17 protein-coding genes are annotated in these 17,651 nt (G+C 71.3%); 10 read left to right on the top strand and 7 right to left on the bottom strand.

Going from position 1 to position 17,651, the window contains the following annotated elements:
- Window positions 1–2,853 (bottom strand): FAD-binding and (Fe-S)-binding domain-containing protein (locus M3E84_RS10290; protein WP_259896074.1); only part of this gene is annotated, 2,853 nt, incomplete at its 3' end.
- A gap of 152 nt (window positions 2,854–3,005) precedes the next feature.
- Here M3E84_RS10290 and M3E84_RS10285 point away from each other — a divergent pair.
- Window positions 3,006–3,329, top strand: coding sequence for a hypothetical protein (locus tag M3E84_RS10285; protein ID WP_259896073.1), 324 nt, complete (start codon window positions 3,006–3,008; stop codon window positions 3,327–3,329).
- Window positions 3,330–3,377: 48 nt separating this feature from the next.
- A complete protein-coding gene (locus M3E84_RS10280; protein ID WP_259896072.1) occupies window positions 3,378–5,372 on the top strand; it encodes an alpha-amylase family protein in 1,995 nt (664 codons plus the stop codon).
- A gap of 170 nt (window positions 5,373–5,542) precedes the next feature.
- On the opposite strand, the gene M3E84_RS10275 is transcribed toward M3E84_RS10280, so the two are convergent.
- Window positions 5,543–6,844, bottom strand: coding sequence for an MFS transporter (locus M3E84_RS10275; protein WP_259896071.1), 1,302 nt, complete (start codon window positions 6,842–6,844; stop codon window positions 5,543–5,545).
- Window positions 6,845–7,348 carry a DUF1801 domain-containing protein gene (locus M3E84_RS10270; protein ID WP_259896070.1) on the bottom strand — a complete coding sequence of 168 codons (504 nt, stop codon included), beginning with the start codon at window positions 7,346–7,348 and terminating at the stop codon, window positions 6,845–6,847. It lies immediately after the preceding gene.
- A gap of 56 nt (window positions 7,349–7,404) precedes the next feature.
- Between M3E84_RS10270 and M3E84_RS10265 the strand changes: the two genes are divergently transcribed.
- Window positions 7,405–8,139, top strand: a complete 735-nt coding sequence (locus M3E84_RS10265; protein ID WP_259896069.1) for a Crp/Fnr family transcriptional regulator — start codon at window positions 7,405–7,407, stop codon at window positions 8,137–8,139.
- 21 nt (window positions 8,140–8,160) lie between these two features.
- Here the strand turns inward: M3E84_RS10265 and M3E84_RS10260 are convergent, their stop codons facing one another.
- From M3E84_RS10260 to M3E84_RS10245, 4 genes are all read right to left on the bottom strand, one after another.
- The gene (locus M3E84_RS10260) at window positions 8,161–9,087 is read right to left on the bottom strand and encodes a patatin family protein (RefSeq protein WP_259896068.1); all 927 of its coding nucleotides are present in this window, start codon (window positions 9,085–9,087) and stop codon (window positions 8,161–8,163) included.
- Between the two features lie 67 nt (window positions 9,088–9,154).
- A complete protein-coding gene (locus tag M3E84_RS10255; protein ID WP_259896067.1) occupies window positions 9,155–9,913 on the bottom strand; it encodes a GntR family transcriptional regulator in 759 nt (252 codons plus the stop codon).
- A gap of 4 nt (window positions 9,914–9,917) precedes the next feature.
- A complete protein-coding gene (locus M3E84_RS10250; RefSeq protein ID WP_259896066.1) occupies window positions 9,918–10,388 on the bottom strand; it encodes a PTS glucose transporter subunit IIA in 471 nt (156 codons plus the stop codon).
- On the bottom strand, window positions 10,385–10,615 hold the full coding sequence (locus M3E84_RS10245; protein WP_006215397.1) for a glucose PTS transporter subunit EIIB: 231 nt from the start codon (window positions 10,613–10,615) through the stop codon (window positions 10,385–10,387). The genes M3E84_RS10250 and M3E84_RS10245 overlap by 4 nt, the downstream gene beginning before the upstream one ends.
- A 153-nt stretch (window positions 10,616–10,768) precedes the next feature.
- On the opposite strand from M3E84_RS10245, the gene M3E84_RS10240 reads away from it, so the two are divergent.
- From M3E84_RS10240 to M3E84_RS10210, 7 genes are all read left to right on the top strand, one after another.
- Window positions 10,769–12,034, top strand: coding sequence for a PTS transporter subunit EIIC (locus tag M3E84_RS10240; RefSeq protein WP_259896065.1), 1,266 nt, complete (start codon window positions 10,769–10,771; stop codon window positions 12,032–12,034).
- Between the two features lie 3 nt (window positions 12,035–12,037).
- Window positions 12,038–12,787, top strand: coding sequence for a glucosamine-6-phosphate deaminase (gene nagB / locus M3E84_RS10235; protein WP_396415606.1), 750 nt, complete (start codon window positions 12,038–12,040; stop codon window positions 12,785–12,787).
- Window positions 12,784–13,920, top strand: coding sequence for an N-acetylglucosamine-6-phosphate deacetylase (gene nagA / locus M3E84_RS10230; RefSeq protein ID WP_259896063.1), 1,137 nt, complete (start codon window positions 12,784–12,786; stop codon window positions 13,918–13,920). The genes nagB and nagA overlap by 4 nt, the downstream gene beginning before the upstream one ends.
- Before the next feature lie 46 nt (window positions 13,921–13,966).
- The gene (locus M3E84_RS10225) at window positions 13,967–15,172 is read left to right on the top strand and encodes a PLP-dependent aminotransferase family protein (protein WP_259896062.1); all 1,206 of its coding nucleotides are present in this window, start codon (window positions 13,967–13,969) and stop codon (window positions 15,170–15,172) included.
- A gap of 110 nt (window positions 15,173–15,282) precedes the next feature.
- On the top strand, window positions 15,283–15,633 hold the full coding sequence (locus M3E84_RS10220; protein WP_006215402.1) for a PH domain-containing protein: 351 nt from the start codon (window positions 15,283–15,285) through the stop codon (window positions 15,631–15,633).
- A 317-nt stretch (window positions 15,634–15,950) separates the two neighbouring features.
- Entirely contained in the window at window positions 15,951–16,775 is an 825-nt protein-coding gene (locus M3E84_RS10215; RefSeq protein ID WP_259896061.1) for a hypothetical protein, read from the top strand.
- Window positions 16,776–16,976: 201 nt separating this feature from the next.
- Window positions 16,977–17,645, top strand: a complete 669-nt coding sequence (locus tag M3E84_RS10210) for an excalibur calcium-binding domain-containing protein (RefSeq protein WP_259896060.1) — start codon at window positions 16,977–16,979, stop codon at window positions 17,643–17,645.
- The last annotated feature ends 6 nt before the right edge of the window (window positions 17,646–17,651 follow it).

Below are 17,651 nucleotides of genomic sequence, written 5' to 3'. Positions count from 1 at the left end.
GGTGGCGGCCTCGAGGTGCTGCAGGACGTGGCGGTACGGCCTGCCGGTGGCCTCCGTCATCCCGAGCTCGCAGGTGCGGTTCAGGGAGGCGTAGGCGTCGAAGCCGTGCTCGCCCACCTCGGCGGCCTCCCGACGCGTGGCCGAGGCGGTCAGCTCGGGGTGCAGCATCCCCCGGTCCCCGGCGTAGGCGCAGCAGCGCCACTCGAGGGGCACGACGACCTCCTCGGCCATGGCCTCGGCGATCTTTCGCAGGGATTCGTTGAGCCCGAGCTGGGTGGAGGAGCACGTGGGGTGCAGCGCCATCGACCCGAGGCGCTCGTGCACCTGCAGGCCGGGCAGCACCTCCCGGGCGACGAACTCCACCGAGTCCACGAAGCGCAGACCGGCCCAGGGGGAGTCCGGCCCGGCCGCCGCCTGCATGGCCTCGAGGCCCTCGGTGCACGACGACGCATCGCAGACCACCGGCAGGCGACCGTGGTCCGTGGCCTCCCAGAGCATCGGCAGCGTGGTCCGCGTCATCCGCTCGAAGCCCGAGGTCATGCCCTTGGACTTCCACGGCGTCCCGCAGCAGGTCGAGGCCAGTCCCTCGGGCACGGCGATCGGCACCCCTGCCCTCTCGCACAGCCGCAGCAGCGCCTGGGCCGCCGACGGCTCGCCGGCCTCGGAGCCGCCGAACATCGAGGACACGCAGGCGGCGAAGAGCACAGCCTGCGCCTCCGGAGGCGACTGCGGCTCGGGCCGGGGCCCTCCTCCTGCGGGCAGATGCTGCGAGTACGCCGGCACCCGGTCCGTGCCGAGCACCGCCCGAGCCGCCGAGGTGGTCGCACGCGGCAGGGCCGAGGGCAGGGCATCGGCTGCGCTCAGCGCGCTCGAGGCCGCTCGCACGCTCACGTCCCAGCGCCGGGCGGCCGTGTCCCAGCCGAGGTCCTCGACCCGCGAGGCGCTCTCGGCACGCAGGCGTCGGACCAGATCGCCGGTGTCGATGTCCACGGGGCAGGCCGTGGAGCACATGCCGTCCACGGCACAAGTCTGCTCGCCCAGGTAGGCGTACTCCCGCAGCATGGCCTCCGCCTGGTCGCGGTCCCCGCGCTGCTCGGCGTCGCGGATTTCGCGCCGGCCCACGATGCGCTGGCGCGGCGTGAGCGTCAGATCCTGGGAGGGGCACACCGGCTCGCAGTAGCCGCACTCCACGCAGCGATCGACCTCCTCCTCGACCGTGGGAGCGATCTTGAGGTCCTGGAGGTAGCAGCGGGGATCGTCGTTGAGGATCACGCCCGGGTTGAACGCCCCGCGCGGGTCCACGAGGGCCTTGAGCTCGCGCATGACCTCGTAGAGCTCGTCGCCGTACTGGCGGCGCACGAACGGCGCCATGATCCTCCCGGTGCCGTGCTCGGCCTTCAGCGAGCCTCCGGCGTCCAAGATGAGCTCGACCATCTCGTCGGTGAAGCGCTCGTAGCGCGCCAGCCCGTTCGTGTCTGCGAACTGCTCGTTGAGCATGAAGTGGACGTTGCCGTCCTTGGCGTGGCCGAAGATCACCGACTGCTCGTAGTCGTGGGCGTCGAACAGGCGGTTGAGCTCGTTGCAGGTCTCGCCCAGGCGCTCCACCGGGACCACGACGTCCTCCAGCAGCGCGTTCGCCCCGGAGGGCCGGTTCCCAGCGACGGCGGCGTACAGGCCCTTGCGCACGGTCCACAGCCCGGCCCGGGCAGCCGGGTCGCTGGTCAGCCCGGGGTCTGCTGACAGGCCGAGCCCGGCGAAGTGCTCCTGCGCGGTGCGGCTGCGGGCGGTGAGCTGCTCGGGGCTGCCCGCGTTGTACTCGACCAGCAGCGCTGCGTGATCGGCCACGTCGATGTCCATGATCTGCCGAGGAGCAGTGCCGGAGGACTGGGCCACCCGCAGGGAGGTCGCATCCATCAGCTCCACGGTGGCCGAGTCGATGCCCACCAGACCCGGCACCGCCGAGGCGGCCTCGAGCAGCGTGGGGAAGACCAGCAGGCCCGTGGCGACCTCCGGGGCGATCTCCACGGTGCGCAGCACGGCCTCTGCCACGAAGCCCAGCGTGCCCTCCGAGCCGATCATCAGCCGCTGCAGGATCCGCACGGGCTCGGTCTCGTCCAGGAACGCGTTGAGGCCGTAGCCCATGGTGTTCTTCATGGCGAAGAGCCGCTCGATGGTCGCTGTGGAGGCGGCATCACCCGTGACACGGCGGCGCAGGCGCAGCAGGCCCTCGTGCAGCTCGGGCTCGGCCTCGCGCAGCTGCCGGTCGGCGTCGTGGTCCGCGGTGTCCAGGACCGTGCCCGAGGGCAGCACCATCACCATGGACTCGAGCGTGCGGTAGGTGTTCTGCTCTGTGCCGCAGTGCATGCCCGAGGAGTTGTCCGCGATGACCCCACCCAGGGTGCAGGCGGACTCGCTGGCCGGGTCGGGGCCGAGCTTGCGGCCGTGCGCGGCCAGCACGGCATTGACCTCGCGGACGGTGCTGCCGGGGCGCACGCGCACCCGCGCCCCGTCGTCCAGGACCTCGACGCCGCGGAAGTGCCGCCGCACGTCCACGAGGACCTGGTCCGTGACGGCCTGCCCGGACAGCGACGTCCCGCCCGAGCGCAGGGTCAGGCCGGCGTCGTGATGCTCCAGGATCCGCAGCAGGGAGCCGAGTTCGTCGGCCGAGTGCGGGCGGACCAGGGCGCGGGGCTGCAGGAGGTAGTGGGAGGCGTCGTGCGCGGCGGCTCGGCGCTCGAGCCGCGAGTCCACGAGCTGGCCCGGCCAAGCGCCGAGATCGCGTAGCAGGGGATCCTGCGGCTCCTGCGGGGCGCGGGAGGCGGTTCTGACGGGCAGCGGGAGCGGTGACTTCATGAGACTGATTCTCCCACGCTCGCACGAGGATCGCGTGATCTGCGTCGCCTTTCGACGACTCGAGGCCGTCGGCGGGGACACCCTCGGCGCCGACTCCATCAGCGGCGATTCCGGCGGGAACGACTGAGCCCGCTGGGCTCTATGCTCCTGCCATGATCTCGATCGGGCCCCTCGTCGTCCTGGGCACCGCGCTGCTGGTCATCGTCGCGCTGCTGGTCATCATCGTGGTGGTGATCGTGCGCGCCTCCAGCGACCGCTCGCGCCGACGCCCCGGCTCCGGAGCGGACGGCGCGGTCCTGGGCGGGGCCACGTACGCGGACTCCCAGGGCTGGGACTCCGACGACAGGCACCATGACAGCGGCTCGGGCTGGTTCGGCGACTCGGGCGCGGATGCGGGCGGTGGCTCCGGCTGGTTCGGTGGCGGCGCCTCCGGCGGCGATTCCGGCGGTGGCGACGGCGGCGGCGGAAGCGACTGAGCGGGTCACCGCTTTGCTCCGGGGGCCGCGGCAGGGAAGCATGGAGTCATGGCCTCTGATTCCCGCGCATCCGTCGTGTCCGACCGTCCTGAGCTGAGCGATCTCTCGAGCACGACCGAGGCCGTCGAGGCCGCCCGCAATCGGGCCGTCGCGCAGCTGCGCGAGCTCGTGGCCGAGCGGAAGGTCGCCCCGTGGCAGGCCGCCGGGTTCCTCGAGCGCTTCGATGAGCACTTCCCAGCGCTGCTCGAGCTCTTCCGGCGCACCTACGGATCGGGTGAGAAGGCCGCCGTCGTCGTGGTGGAGATGGGAGCGCAGCTGGCCAGCGCGTGGGCGCAGCGCCCCGCGCAGCTGCGCGCGGTGGATGACACCCGCGGCGAGGATCCCGAGTGGTACCTGCGTCCCACGGAGGTGGGCGGGGTCTGCTACATCGACCGCTGGGCCGGCGATCTGGCGGGGCTGCGCTCGCGGATCCCGTACCTGCGCGAGCTCGGTCTGACGTACCTGCACGTCATGCCGCCCTTCAAGGTGCCTGCGGGCAACAGCGACGGCGGTTATGCGGTGTCGTCGTACCGCGAGCTGCGTCCCGATCTGGGGACCATGGCGGAGCTCGCGGACACCGCAGGGGAGCTTCGCGAGGCCGGCATCAGCCTGGTGGTCGACTTCGTGCTCAACCACACCGCCAGCGACCACAAGTGGGCGCAGCGGGCGAAGGCCGGGGACCCGGAGTTCGAGGAGCTGTACTGGATCTACCCGGATCGCGAGATGCCGGACGCCTTCGAGCGGACCACGCGCGAGATCTTCCCGGACGACCATCCCGGCTCCTTCACGCCCGTGGCCGCCGATGACCCCCGCTGGGTGTGGACCACGTTCCACGACTTCCAGTGGGATCTGAACTGGACCAATCCGCGCGTGCTGGCGCTGATGAGCCAGGAGATGCTCTTCCTGGCCAACCAGGGGGCGGAGGTGCTGCGCCTGGATGCGGTCGCGTTCCTGTGGAAGCAGCTCGGCACCACCTGCGAGTCGCTGCCGCAGGCGCACTGGATCGTGCAGATCCTCAACCGCGTCTGCCGCATCGCCGCCCCGGCCACGATCTTCAAGTCCGAGGCCATCGTGCACCCGGATGAGGTCGTGCAGTACGTCCACCCCGACGAGTGCCAGATCTCCTACAACCCCCTGCAGATGGCGCTGACCTGGGAGGCGCTGGCCACGCGGAAGGCCACGCTGCTCGAGGACGCCCTGGCCGAGCGCCACGAGCTGCCCGCCGGGACCGCGTGGGTCAACTACGTCCGCAGCCACGACGACATCGGCTGGACCTTCTCCGATGAGGACGCCGCCCGCCACGGGATTGACGGCTACGGGCACCGCCGGTTCCTCAACGACTTCTATACGGGCCGCTTCGAGGGCTCCTTCGCCGACGGCGTCGCGTTCCAGTACAACCCCCGCACCGGCGACGCCCGAGTCTGCGGCACCACGGCCTCGCTGGCCGGCACGACGACCGAGCCCGAGCTCGGCGTGCGCCGCGTGCTGCTGGCCCACGGGATCGCGTTCTCCACCGGCGGCCTGCCGCTGATCTACCTGGGCGATGAGCTGGCCCAGACCAATGACGCCGACTGGGCGCAGGATCCCGATCAGGCCGGCGACGCCCGGTGGGCGCATCGTCCCCGCTTCCCGCGGGAGGCGTTCGAGCAGCGGCTGGACCGCTCGAGCGTGCCGGGGCAGGTATATGCCGGACTGCGGCACATGCTGGCCGTGCGGGCGGCCGCCCCGGAGCTGGACGGCGCGGAGCTGGTCGGCTTCGACGCCCGCAGCGAGCATCTGGTCGCGTATCAGCGTCCCGGCCTGGACCTGGAGGGGCGCCCGTCGGTGATCCTGTGCCTGGCCAACGTCTCCGAGGAGCCGGTGCGGGTCGAGGCCGAGACGCTGTCGGGCTTCGAGCCGGCGGCCACGTCGCTGCTGGCCGAGCAGGACACGGCGCTCGATCTCTCCCAGGGCCTGGAGGTGGGGCCGCTGGAGACCCTGTGGCTGCGGGTCTCCGCCCGCTGAGGCGCCGCTCGCCGCCCGCTGCTGTCGTTGAGGCCGCAGTTGCGCAGCCGATCAGCGCTGAGGGGCGTCCGAAGTGCGGCCTCGAAGCTGCCACCGGTTGAGGCCGCACTCCCGCCGCTGATCAGCGCTGATCGGGCGCGGATGTGCGGCATCGGCGGCGCGTCAGCGGGTCAGGACGACGATTCGGCGAGGTCCTGATCGACCGTGCGGCCGCCGCCCAGCATGACCCCGGCTCCCATGAGCAGCACGGCGCTTGCCATCAGCATGGCCAGGGGTGCGGCCCAGCCGCCGGTGGCCTCGCGCAGCAGTCCCACCACGAACGGGCCGGCCGCCGCGAACAGGTAGCCCACCGGCTGGGCGAAGCCCGAGAGACGAGCCGTGGTCTCCGGGGTGCCCGAGCGCGTCACGATCAGCGACAGCGCCAGCGGGAACGTGAACTGGCCGATGCCCAGCAGCAGCACCCAGGCGATCATCCCGGCAGCAGGCGCCAGCAGGAGGCCGAGCCAGCCGCTGAGCATGCACAGGCCCAGGGCGGTGGTCCAGGCGGTGATCCGCTGCGAGCGGGCGGCGATCTGCGGCATCAGCAGTCCGCCGGGGATGCCGAACAGGGACATGGTGCCCACCAGCAGGGCCGCCGTGCCCGCTGAGACGCCGGCGTCGCGGTAGATCTGCGCGAGCCAGCCGAACTGGACGTAGGCGTTCATGGACTGCAGGCCGAAGAACGCGCACAGCGCCACCGCGGTGCGGGAGCGGTGGATCGGCAGACCCGTGGCGCGCTCGCCGACGCCGTGGTCGCGGCCGCGCACCCGCATCAGCAGCACGGCCCAGATCGCCGCCGCGAGCAGCGCCACCACCGCCCAGGTGCCCAGCGCATAGTGCCACCCGGCGCCCTGGCCGCCCAGGGACAGCAGCGGAGCGGTGGCGAACATCGGAAGCGCCGCGCCGAGGCCGAGCCCGACGGTGTATACGGAGGTGACGGCCGCCGTGCGCTGTCCCGAGTATCGCTTGATGACGGCCGGAACGAGCACGTTGCCCAGGCCCATCCCCGTCAGCGCGAGGGCGCTCAGCAGCAGGAAGACCACGGCGGAATCGGTCACGGAGCGCACCAGCCCTGCGAGGCCCACCAGCACCAGGCCGCCGCAGGTGGTCCCCACGAGACCGAATCGCCGTGCGATGCCCACCGCGGTGAGCCCGGCGAGTCCGAAGACCAGCCCGGGCAGCGCCGTGAGGATGCCGGCGACGGCCGCGGAGACGCCCAGGCCGCTCTGGATCTCCTCCAGCACGGGGCCCACCGAGGTGGCGATCGGGCGCAGGTTCAAGGAGACCGCGGCGGCGGCCAGCACCAGCAGCGTCAGGGACAGCGCGGCCGGCGACGGACCCGCGGCCGGCCGGACCTGCGCAGATCCCTCGAGCGGCGGTTCGACGCGGCGATCCTGCGGGGGCTCCGGGATCTCAGGGGTCGACGACGGCATTCAGCAGCTCCTGGGCGCGGAGGTCCAGGCGTGGCGCACCAGCTGCTCCAGGACGTCCGGATCGATATCGGCGAGCTTGTTCACGTACACGCAGGACACGGCCGTGCGGTGCTTGCCGAGCTGTCCCAGCAGCTCCTCGGAGCGGGGATGGCCCTGCAGCCCGTACAGGCTCACGGCCGACTTCCGCGGGCTGAAGCCCACTCGGAAGGTGTCGCCCTCGCGTCCGGTCGCATAGCGGTAGTGCATCTCCCCGTAGCCGATCATCGACGGTCCCCACATGACCGCCGGTTGCCCGGTGATCCGGCCGAACAGCTCGAGCAGCGCACGGCCGTCGTCGACCCGTCGCTGCGGGGAGAGACCGGAGACGAACTTGGCCGGGCTGACGTCGGTGGAGCGGGTCTTGAGGTCGGCGGCGTTCACGCCGGTGCGCCCCTCGGTGACCACGGCCTCGGAGGAGGGGCTTTCCTCGCCGTGACCGCTGCTGCTGCCCAGGGGAGTGGTCATGGCCCGAGCGTACGGGAGAATGGGAGTCCCGCCGTCCTGAGCCGAAAGAGGATGAGATGTCCGCGAGCTGCCGCTGCTGCCAGGGTGATCGGGCCCGGGTCGATGCCTCCGGGCGCGTGCGGATGGATCCCGATCACCGTCTGGCCTGCGTCAGCCGGGTGCCCATCTTCCGGGATCTGCCGGAGGGGGATCGGCGCCGGATCGCCGCCCGCGCCACGACCCGCCTGGTCCCCAAGGGCGAGGTGGTGCAGCAGCAGGGCGGCATGCCCGCGCTGCAGATCGTCCACTCCGGGCAGGTCAAGCAGTCCCTGCTGGCCGAGGACGGCACCCAGCGGCTGCTGCGGATCCTGGGGCCGGGGGAGTTCATGGGCGAGCACTCGGTGCTCACCGGACGGCCCGCTCCGCGGGAGGCCACGGCCATGACGGTCTCCCAGGTCTGCACGCTCTCGCGCCTGGACGTCCAGCAGTGGCTCGAGGAGACCCCGCAGCTCGCGCTGAGCCTCCTCGATGCGGTGACTGCCCGGCTCGAGGACACCGAGGCGCGGCTCAGCGAGCTCGTGGGCACCACGGTGAGCCGGCGCCTGGGCGAGTACCTGGCCGAGGCGGCCGACGGCGTGGAGGGCGAGCCGTTCGACCTCCCGATCAGCAAGCGCGATCTGGCTCAGCTGCTGGGCACCACCCCGGAGACCATCTCCCGCCGGCTGCGCGCCATGTCGGAGCAGGGCCTGCTGCGAGTGGGCCCGGGCCGGCGGATGGTCGTCATGGACATCGCGGGCATCCTGAGGGCCTGAGTCGACAGGACCCGAGAGGCCTCACAGCCCCAGGAACTCCCGCCAGGACGGCAGTTCGCGCTGAGCCTGCAGGTAGCCGGCCGCATAGGAGGCCTGCAGCCTGGGCAGGCGGCGCTCGCCGTTGGAGACCGGCATGTGGTCCGGGACGAAGACCATGGCATCGCCCGAGGCCTCGAGGTCGAAGACCTGCTCGCGCATGCGGTTGTAGTTCTCCGCGCGGGCCTCGAGCGCCTCCACGACGGCCGGCAGGTCACGGAACCGACGGCGAATCACGGCGCTGAAGCGCTCGGCCGCCTTGGTGAAGCCGCGCTCCTGGCTCAGCACGATCAGGAACTTGGTGTAGCCGTCGACCTGCGCGGCATCCAGCGGGATGCCGCCGGAGGGGCCGATCGCGCCGTCGTAGTAGAGGTCGCCGTCGCGCTCGACCGGCGGCATCACCAGCGGCATGGACGACGACGCCCGCGCCAGGCGCATCAGATCCAGCTCGCTGCGGATCGCCTCCCGTCCGACGTAGTGCATGGTGCCCTTCGAGGCGTTGAACGTCCCGATCCGGAACGAGGCCGGGTTGGCCAGGTAGGTCGCGTAGTCGAACGGCAGCGGCCCGCCCGGGGCGGCGGCGTCCTCGTAGATGAACTGCGCGTTGAGCAGGCCGTGGCCGCGAGCGAAGGTGGAGAGGTTCCCGAAGTCCGGCTCCTGCGAGAACTCCACGAAGGACCGGCGCGCCCGCCAGATGTCCCGGGACAGGTAGTGCGCGGTGTGGCTGGCCCCGGCGGAGATCCCGCAGACGTAGTCGATGTGGATACCGGCGCTGAGCAGCGTGGTGACCACGCCGGCCGTGTAGCTGCCGCGCATGCCGCCGCCCTCGAAGACGAGGGCGACGTCCGTGACGTTGCTGGTCAGGGGCGCGACGGGGGTCGCGGGTGCTGACGACGGGTGCTGCTGATCCACCTGACGGAGCCTACCTGCGACCGAGGACGGGTGAGGCGGTCTGCTTCCGGCCGTTCGCGGCACCGCTTCAGCCCGTGACCTCCATCGACAGCTGATAGCGGTCGCCGCGGTAGACGGAGATCGAGTACTCGATGGGGATCTCGCCGTCCGTGCCCAGGCTGAAGGAGCGGCGGTGGAACACGAGCACCGGCGATCCGGGCTCGATCTGCAGCAGCTCGGCGTCCTCCCGGCCGGCGCCCAGCGCCTGGACGGTCTGCTCCGCGCGGGTGATCCCGACTCCGGTCTCGGCGAGCATGCCGTAGAGCGAGGCGGACCAGTCCGTCTCCACGGGCAGCACACCCTCGGGCACCCAGCAGTCGTCGACGCTGACGGGGGCGCCGTCGCCCAGGCGCAGACGCCGGATCCTCAGGGCCCGCGCGGCACCGAGGTGCGCGGCGGCGGTCGGCGGAGCGTCCTCTTGGCTGATCAGGACCGGCACGGTCGAGGGCGCGAGCCCTGCGGTGCGCATGTCCTCGTGGAAGGAGGCCAGATGCAGCCGAGAGCGGGCCGGGGGCGGGGCCACGAAGGTGCCGCGTCCGTGCTCGCGCACCAGCAGCCCGTCGCGCACGAGCTCGGCGATCGCGTGCCGCACGGTGATGCGCGAGACGCCGTGCTCCTGCTCGAGTCGCCGCTCCCCGGGCAGCTGATCGCCGGGGGAGAGCTCCTGTGTGATCAGGCGCGCCAGCTCCGCACGCAGGCGCTCGTGCTTGGCCGTCGGGGCCTGGTCCTGCGACGGAGGCGGCGACGCCTGCCGTTGCGGCAGCGACTGCGCGTCCGGAGCGGTCACGGCATCACGGCGCGGGCTGCAGTGCGAACAGAGGACCCAGAGCCTCGACGTGCGCGCCGGCAGCCGCCTCCAGCTCGAGGCGCTCGGGCGCAGTGTCCATGGCCACGACCGGAGTGCACAGGCTCAGTCCGGCCTCGCGCACCACGGCGGCGTCCACGCGCAGCATCGGATCGCCGGGCTGGACCGCCTGCTTCTTCTCGACCAGCACCTCGAACCCCCGGCCCTTCAGGCCCACGGTGTCCAGACCGACGTGGACCAGGATCCCGGTGCCATCCTCGGCGATGAGTGCGATCGCATGCGGCATGGCCTTGAGCACCGTGCCGGCCACGGGGGCGAACACCTCCAGCGTGCCGGCGTCATCGGCGGGCATCAGCGCCAGCCCGGCGCCCACCATGCCTTGGGCGAAGACCGGATCCGGGACCTCGCGGAGCCCCATGACCCGGCCCGCGAACGGGGCGCGGATCTCGAGGCTCACAGCAGGTCCTGGATGTCCTCGGCCAGGTTCTCGGCCTCCGGGCCCACGACGACCTGGACGATGCCTCCGGAGACCATGACGCCGTGGGCCCCTGCGGCCTTCAGGGCGGGCTCGTCGATCACGGAAGAGTCTGCGACCTCAGTGCGCAGGCGCGTGATGCAGCCTTCGATGTCCTCGACGTTCTGGGCGCCGCCGAGCGCTCGCAGGATGTCCTCGGCCTTGGACATGGTGTCCTCCTGGTCTCTGCCCGTCCGGCGGGCGTCGGATACGCAGGGAGCGGTTGCTCCCAGGTCATTGACAGGTTCGCATGGGCTCGCGCACAGTGTCATCCATCACTGGTCATAACCAGTAGGGCAGAACGATACGGAGCGAGGAACCTCATGTCCACGGTGGATCCGGCGGCCGCGGCCGGCGACGGGGCGGCGCAGAGCCAGCCCGAGAAGAAGCCCTCGCGGGCCATGCAGCAGCTACAGCGCTTCGGGCGCAGCCTCATGCTCCCGATCGCGGCACTGCCGGCGGCGGGCATCCTGCTGCGGCTGGGCCAGGACGACATGATCGGTCGGTTCGAGAACAGCGAGCTGCTGCTGGGCGTGGCTGCGGTGCTGGCCGGGGCGGGCGACGCGCTGTTCGCGAACCTCGGCTACCTCTTCGCGGTGGGGCTGGCCTTCGGCTTCGCCAAGAAGGGAGACGGCTCCGCCGCGATGGCCGGTCTGGTCGGCTACCTGGTGCTGCTCGGCGTGTTCGATGCCATGGCCCCGATCGTGCTCGGCGCGCCGGAGGAAGGGGCGGAAGACCCTGTCATCAACTACGGCGTGCTCGGCGGCATCCTGGTCGGCGTGATCGCCGCCAAGTTGTGGGAGCGCTATCACCGCATCAAGCTGCCGGACTGGCTCGGGTTCTTCGGCGGGCGCCGCTTCGTGCCGATCGTCGTGGCCGCCATCTGCGTGCCCCTGGGCGTGGTCATGGCGCTGGTCTACCCGTTCTTCGACGCCGGCCTCACCTGGCTCAGCGATGCCGTGGCGCAGAACGCGGTCGTCGGCGGCGGCATCTACGGCGTCATCAACCGGCTGCTGATCCCTCTGGGCCTGCATCACATTCTGAACTTCCCCCTGTGGTTCCAGATCGGCGAGTACGACGGCGCCCACGGCGATATCTACCGCTTCTTCGCCGGTGATCCCTCGGCGGGCATCTTCACCACCGGCTTCTTCCCGATCATGATGTTCGCCCTGCCCGCAGCGGCCCTGGCGATCTACCACGAGGCCAAGCCGAAGAAGAAGAAGGTCACCGGCGGCATCATGCTCTCGATGGCCCTGACCGCGTTCGTCACCGGCATCACCGAGCCGCTCGAGTTCTCATTCATGTTCGTGGCCTGGCCGCTCTACCTGATCCACGCCGTGCTCACCGGCACGTCGATGGCCCTGGTCAACGCCCTGGACATCCACATGGGGTTCAGCTTCTCCGCCGGCGGGATCGACTACCTGATCAACTTCGGCCGGGCGCAGAAGCCGCTGCTGCTGGCGCTGATCGGCATCGGCTACGCGGTGGTCTACTACGTCCTCTTCCGCTTCGTGATCCGCAAGTGGAACCTGCGCACCCCGGGCCGCGAGGACGAGTCCGTGGACGCCGAGATGCAGGGGAAGGCCTGAGTGCTGCGGGTCGTCGTGGTCGATTCGCCCGAGCACGCGGGTCGGCTCGCGGGAGATGCCGTGGCGGCCGTCGTGGCGGGGGCTCAGCGTCCGGTCCTGGGGCTGGCCACGGGCTCCAGCCCACGTCCGGTCTACGACGAGATGGCCCGCCGGGTCGACGACGGCAGCCTCAGCCTGGCGCGCACCCGGGCCTTCCTGCTCGACGAGTACCTCGGCCTGCCGAGAGATGACCCCCGGTCCTACCGGGCGGAGATCGAGCGCGAGGTGGTTGAGCGAACCGACCTGCCGAGTGCCGCAGTGCGCGGCCTGGACGGTGCCGCCGAGAACGTCGAAGCCGGGTGCCGCGCCTATGAGCGGGCCATCCGCGACACCGGCGGGATCGACCTGCAGCTGCTGGGTGTGGGCTCGGACGGGCACATCGGCTTCAACGAGCCCGGCTCCGCGCTGGATTCGCGTACCCGGCCCATGGAGCTGGCCCCGCGCACGCGGCAGGACAACGCCCGCTTCTTCGATGACGACGTCGAGCAGGTCCCCACGCACTGCCTGACCCAGGGCATCGCCACGATCCTGGAGGCGGGCGAGCTGCTCCTGCTGGCCTTCGGGGACTCGAAGGCGGAGGCGATCCGCCAGGCGGTCGAGGGCCCGGTCACCGAGCGCTGGCCGGTCACCGCGCTGCAGCGCCATCCGCACACGACCGTGGTCGTGGATCGGGCCGCGGCCTCCCTCCTGGAAAGGGCAGACTCTTCGGCATGACCGAGCGCATCTTCCACTCCACGACCGTCGTCCTGCCCAGTGGTCCCGCCCGCGAGGCCTGGGTCGTGCTCGACGGGGAGCGGATCTCCTCCGTTCTCGAGGGGGCATCGCCTGCTGATCTCGGGGGCGCGCCCGTCGAGGAGCTCGGCGACCGCCTGCTGGCCCCCGGATTCGTGGACCTGCACGTCCACGGGGGCGGGGGCGGGGCCTTCGCCGACGGGACGGACGGCGCGGCCGCCGCCCTGGTCGCGCATCGGGCGGCGGGCACCACGACGTCGATGGCCTCCCTGGTCACCGACACGATCGACAGCCTCGAGCAGCAGATCCGCGCGCTCGTGCCGCTCGTGCGGGCGGGCGAGCTGGCAGGCATCCACCTGGAGGGGCCGTGGCTGGCCGAGGCCCGCTGCGGCGCCCATGAGCCGGGACTGCTGCAGGACCCCCGCCCCGAGGACCTCGAGCGCCTGCTGGCAGCGGGGCAGGGCACGGTCCGCATGGTGACCCTGGCCCCCGAGCGCGACGGCGCACTGGAGGCGATCCGGCTGCTGAATGATCGGGATGTGATCGCAGCGATCGGGCACACCGACGCCGCGGATGCGGTCATCGCGCAGGCTCTGGACGCCGGGGCGAGCGTGGCGACCCACCTGTTCAACGCAATGCCGTCGATCCATCACCGCACGCCGGGGCCCATCCCGCGCCTGCTCACCGATCCCCGAGTCAGCGTCGAGCTGATCGCCGACGGCGTCCACATCCAGTCCGCGGTGCTGCGCATGGCGATCGAGGCCAGTGCCGGTCCCTGGCTGCTGATCACCGATGCCATGGCCGCTGCCGCCGCTCCGGACGGTGCCTACCGCCTGGGGCCGCTCGAGGTCGACGTCGTGGACTCTGTGGCCCGCATCCGCTCCACCGGGGCGATCGCCGGCTCCACGCTGAGCCTGGACCGCGCCGTGCGCTTCGCGATCCAGGAAGTGGGGATCGAGGTCGCCGACGCCGTCCGGGCGGCCTCTCAGGCGCCCGCGGACCTTCTGGGACGGCCCGACCTGGGCCGTATCCAGGTCGGTGCCCGGGCCGATCTCGTGGTGCTGGACCAGGACGGCGTCGTCGAGCGGGTGATCCGCCGCGGCGTCGATCTGTGAGGGGTCCGGGCGCGGAGGCGGCCGGCGCAGTGGGATGATCGGAGCCATGACCGATCAGTCCTCCCCCTTCACCGGATTCCCCGTCTCGCCCGTCTACGACGGCATGACCTCGACCGCCGTGCGAGATCTGCTGGACGTGCTCTCCGTGCCCGGCGTCATCTCCTTCGCCGGCGGCGCTCCGGCGGCCGAGTCCTTCGAGATCGACGACGTCCGGGAGTGCTTCGACTGGGTCTTCGCGAACCGGGGCGCCAAGGCCCTGCAGTACTCGTCGACCCCGGGGGAGCCGGAGCTGCGCGAGCAGGCGGCCCGCCGCGTCTCGCGCACGCTGCCCACGAGGGCCGATCAGATCCAGATCACCACGGGCTCGCAGGAGGCCATCTACCTGGTGGGCCACGCGATGCTGCGCCCCGGGGACATCGTGCTCGTCGAGCGGCCCACCTACCTGGCCGCGGTCCAGGCCTTCGCCTCCTCCGGTGCGCGGCTGATCGGGATCCCCTCCGACGACGACGGCGCCCAGCCGGAGGCGCTCGAGGAGCTGATCCGCGAGCACGACCCGCGCTTCGTCTACCTGATCCCCACGTTCCAGAACCCGTCGGGCGTGTCCATGCCTGCGCAGCGCCGCCGCGAGATCGCCGAGGTCCTGCTGCGCACCGGCGCCCCGCTGGTCGAGGACGACCCGTACGGCGAGCTGCGCTTCGAGGGCGAGACCGCCCCGCAGATCGCCGCCCTGCCGGGGATGGCGCGGCAGACGCTGCTGCTGAACTCGATGTCCAAGATCATGTCCCCGGGCATCCGCGTGGGCTGGATCCGCGGTGAGGGCCCCGTCATGAACACGCTGTCGATCGCCAAGGAGGCCATGGGGCTGCACTCCTCGGTCGTGGATCAGCTGGCGGTGGCCCGCTACCTCGAGCACTACGACGTCGACGGCCACGTGGCCGAGGTCGCCGCGCTGTACCGGGGTCGTCGCGATGCGATGGCCGCCGCGCTGCCGTCGATCCTCCCGGAGGGCGCCACGATCACCCGGCCGGAGGGCGGGATGTTCCTGTGGGCCACGCTCGGCAACGGGATCGACACCACTGCGCTGCTGCCCATGGCTGTGCAGGAGGGCGTCGCGTTCGTGCCGGGGGCGTCGTTCTTCGCCCACGACCCGGACCGCACGACCATGCGGCTGTCCTACGTGACGAACCCGCCGGAGATCATCGACGAAGGCGTCGAGCGGCTCGGGCGGGCGCTGCGGCGCTGGCGCGGCTGAGGCGAGGATCGGTCCGCAACATCTGGAGCACAGGGCACCCCTGCATGAGACGATGACGGCGCCCAGAGTCCCACTGCCGGGGCCGGCCCAGATGCGCGAGGAGATGTTCGGTGCCCGAGTTCACGTTCATGCGGGAGATCCAGATCCCCCAGGACATCTTCCCGCTGCTGATCCAGGGAGAGCAGCCCGTGTGCGCGTTCGCGACCTTCCGGGACGGCTCGGTGTTCACCAATAAGCGGCTCATCCTGCGCGATGTGCAGGGGATGACCGGCAACAAGGTCCAGGTCATGTCCCTGCCGTACTCGCAGATCGTCTCGTGGGCCTCGGAGAACGCCGGCACGTTCGACGCCGATTCGGAGCTGACGCTGAACACGCGCGCCGGGATCTTCAAGCTCAACCTGCGCGGCGGGATCGACGTCCGCGCGCTCGACAACCTGATCGCGCAGGTCGTGCTGGTCTGACCCTCTTCCCCATTGCCGAGTGGATACTCAGTTGCGCTAACCATGCGAACAGCGCAACTGACTCACCACTCGACAGGGGTGAGGACGGGCGGTCCCGTGCGCTGCGCAGCGCACAGGGCCGCCCGTTCTTCGTCCGCGACGCGGGGTGGTTCCATGCGTTTGCGTCTGTTATCGAATCGTGAGCGTCACACAGCGATCGTTTTGCAAACGTGATCGAATGTGCGGCCACACAGTGGTTTGCTTCAGCTACTGAGGCCGCCGCACCCGCGACAGAGCTTCAGATCCCCTCTCGCCCACCAGATACAGGGAGCTCTGCCATGAAGAAGACCACCGCCACCACTGCTCTGGCCGCCACCCTCGGCCTCTCCGCCTGGACTATGACCGCCGCATTGGCCGTCGCGCCCGCGCCTGCTGAGGCTGCCTCCGAAGATGTCCAGGCGCCCCTCGAAGACGGCCTCGTCGACGAGTCGGGTGCCACGGCACCCGCCGCGGAGGAGATCGTCATCCCCGACTGGGCCCGCGACCTGGAGAACAACGTCTCCTGCGCCGATGCCGTGGGCACTCCGTACCAGGACAACGTCCTCAAGCCGGGCTGGCCGTCGATCCTCGATGCCGACGGCGACGGCATCATGTGCGAGTCCAACGGCGATGACGACGCCGCACGCGCCATCTCGCTGGACCCGTGGGAGGGTGCCGCGCCCCCGCTGGCCCTGGACTACGTCTACCCGAACTGCGACACGGCCTTCGCCATCAGCGGCCGGCCCTACCCGTTCCCGATGTTTATGCAGTTCACGGGCCCTCACCTGGACATCGACGGCGACGGCATGGCCTGCGAGACTAACGGCGACGACGACGCGGCCTTCACCGGTGTGATCCACGAGGCCCCGCTGGTGACCGAGCCGGTCGCTCCGGCTCCGGCGCCTTCCGCTGCCGAAGCCCCCGCGGCCGAGGCTCCGGCTGCAGCGGCGCCCGCCGCTGCTGCTCCGGCCGCCGAAGGCGCGCAGGTCGAGGAGGTCCCGGTGGGCGGCGCCGACACCGGCGTCTCCGGGTCGCCGAACCGCACCGGCCTGCTGGCCGGCGGCGGCGCGCTGGCTGCTCTGGCCGGCGGCGGGCTGCTGATCCGCCGCGCGCGCCAGCACTGATCCGCTGGCAGGTTGGCGGGGGCTCGGCGTTTGGGGATCGCCGTTCCCACCGAGCCCCCGCTTCCTGCGGGTGGGTTGCGTCACAGAACGAAACCATGACGGGACATTGGAAGTGCGATGCTGGTCAGTGGTCAGATGACTCGGCATGTTGTTCGCGTTTGCGACGGCATGATCATTCATCTCACTCCAGAGGAGCCCCCCATGAAGAAGTTCGCAGCCGGCGCCGGCGCCACCGTCGTCGCCCTCACCGGCCTGTCGGGTCTGAGCATCGCCCCGGCCGTCGCCGCCCCTGGCACTTTCGACAACTGCGCTGAGGTCTACGCGGCCGGGGAGTGGCGCATCTCCAGCGCGGACCCCAGGTTCACCCCGGGCCTCGACGGAGACGGTGATGGCTACGGGTGTGACAACCCGGAATACCGCCCTGCGCAGCGGACTCCGGCGACCAGCACGCCCCAGACCCCGAGCGTGACCAGCCCGCAGGCCCCCGCCGCAGCCGATCCGGCCGCGGTGGAGCCGTGGACCTGGGACAACTGCTCGGAGGCCTTCGCCAACGGCGTCTCCAACATCCCGGCGGGCACCCCCGGCTACGGGACCCACCTGGACAGTGACCTGGATGGCATCGGCTGCGAGCTCGACGGCGGCGACGCCGCGGCCTTCCCCACTCCGGTCGATAGCAGCACCGCAGCCGATCAGTCCACCAGCACCACCGCAGAGGCCTCCCAGGTCACTCAGGTCCCGACGGGCGCCGCCGAGACCGGTGTGCCGGTCAAGGCCGACTCGAACCCTGCTGGCATCGTCGGACTCTCGGTGCTCGCGCTGGGCGCCGTGGCAGGCTCTGGTCTGCTGGTGCGCCGCGCCGTCAAGGCCTGACAAGCG

The organism is Kocuria sp. p3-SID1428, from assembly GCF_025149945.1.
GTDB lineage: Bacteria > Actinomycetota > Actinomycetes > Actinomycetales > Micrococcaceae > Kocuria.
This window is presented reverse-complemented; position numbering and strand designations above follow the sequence as displayed.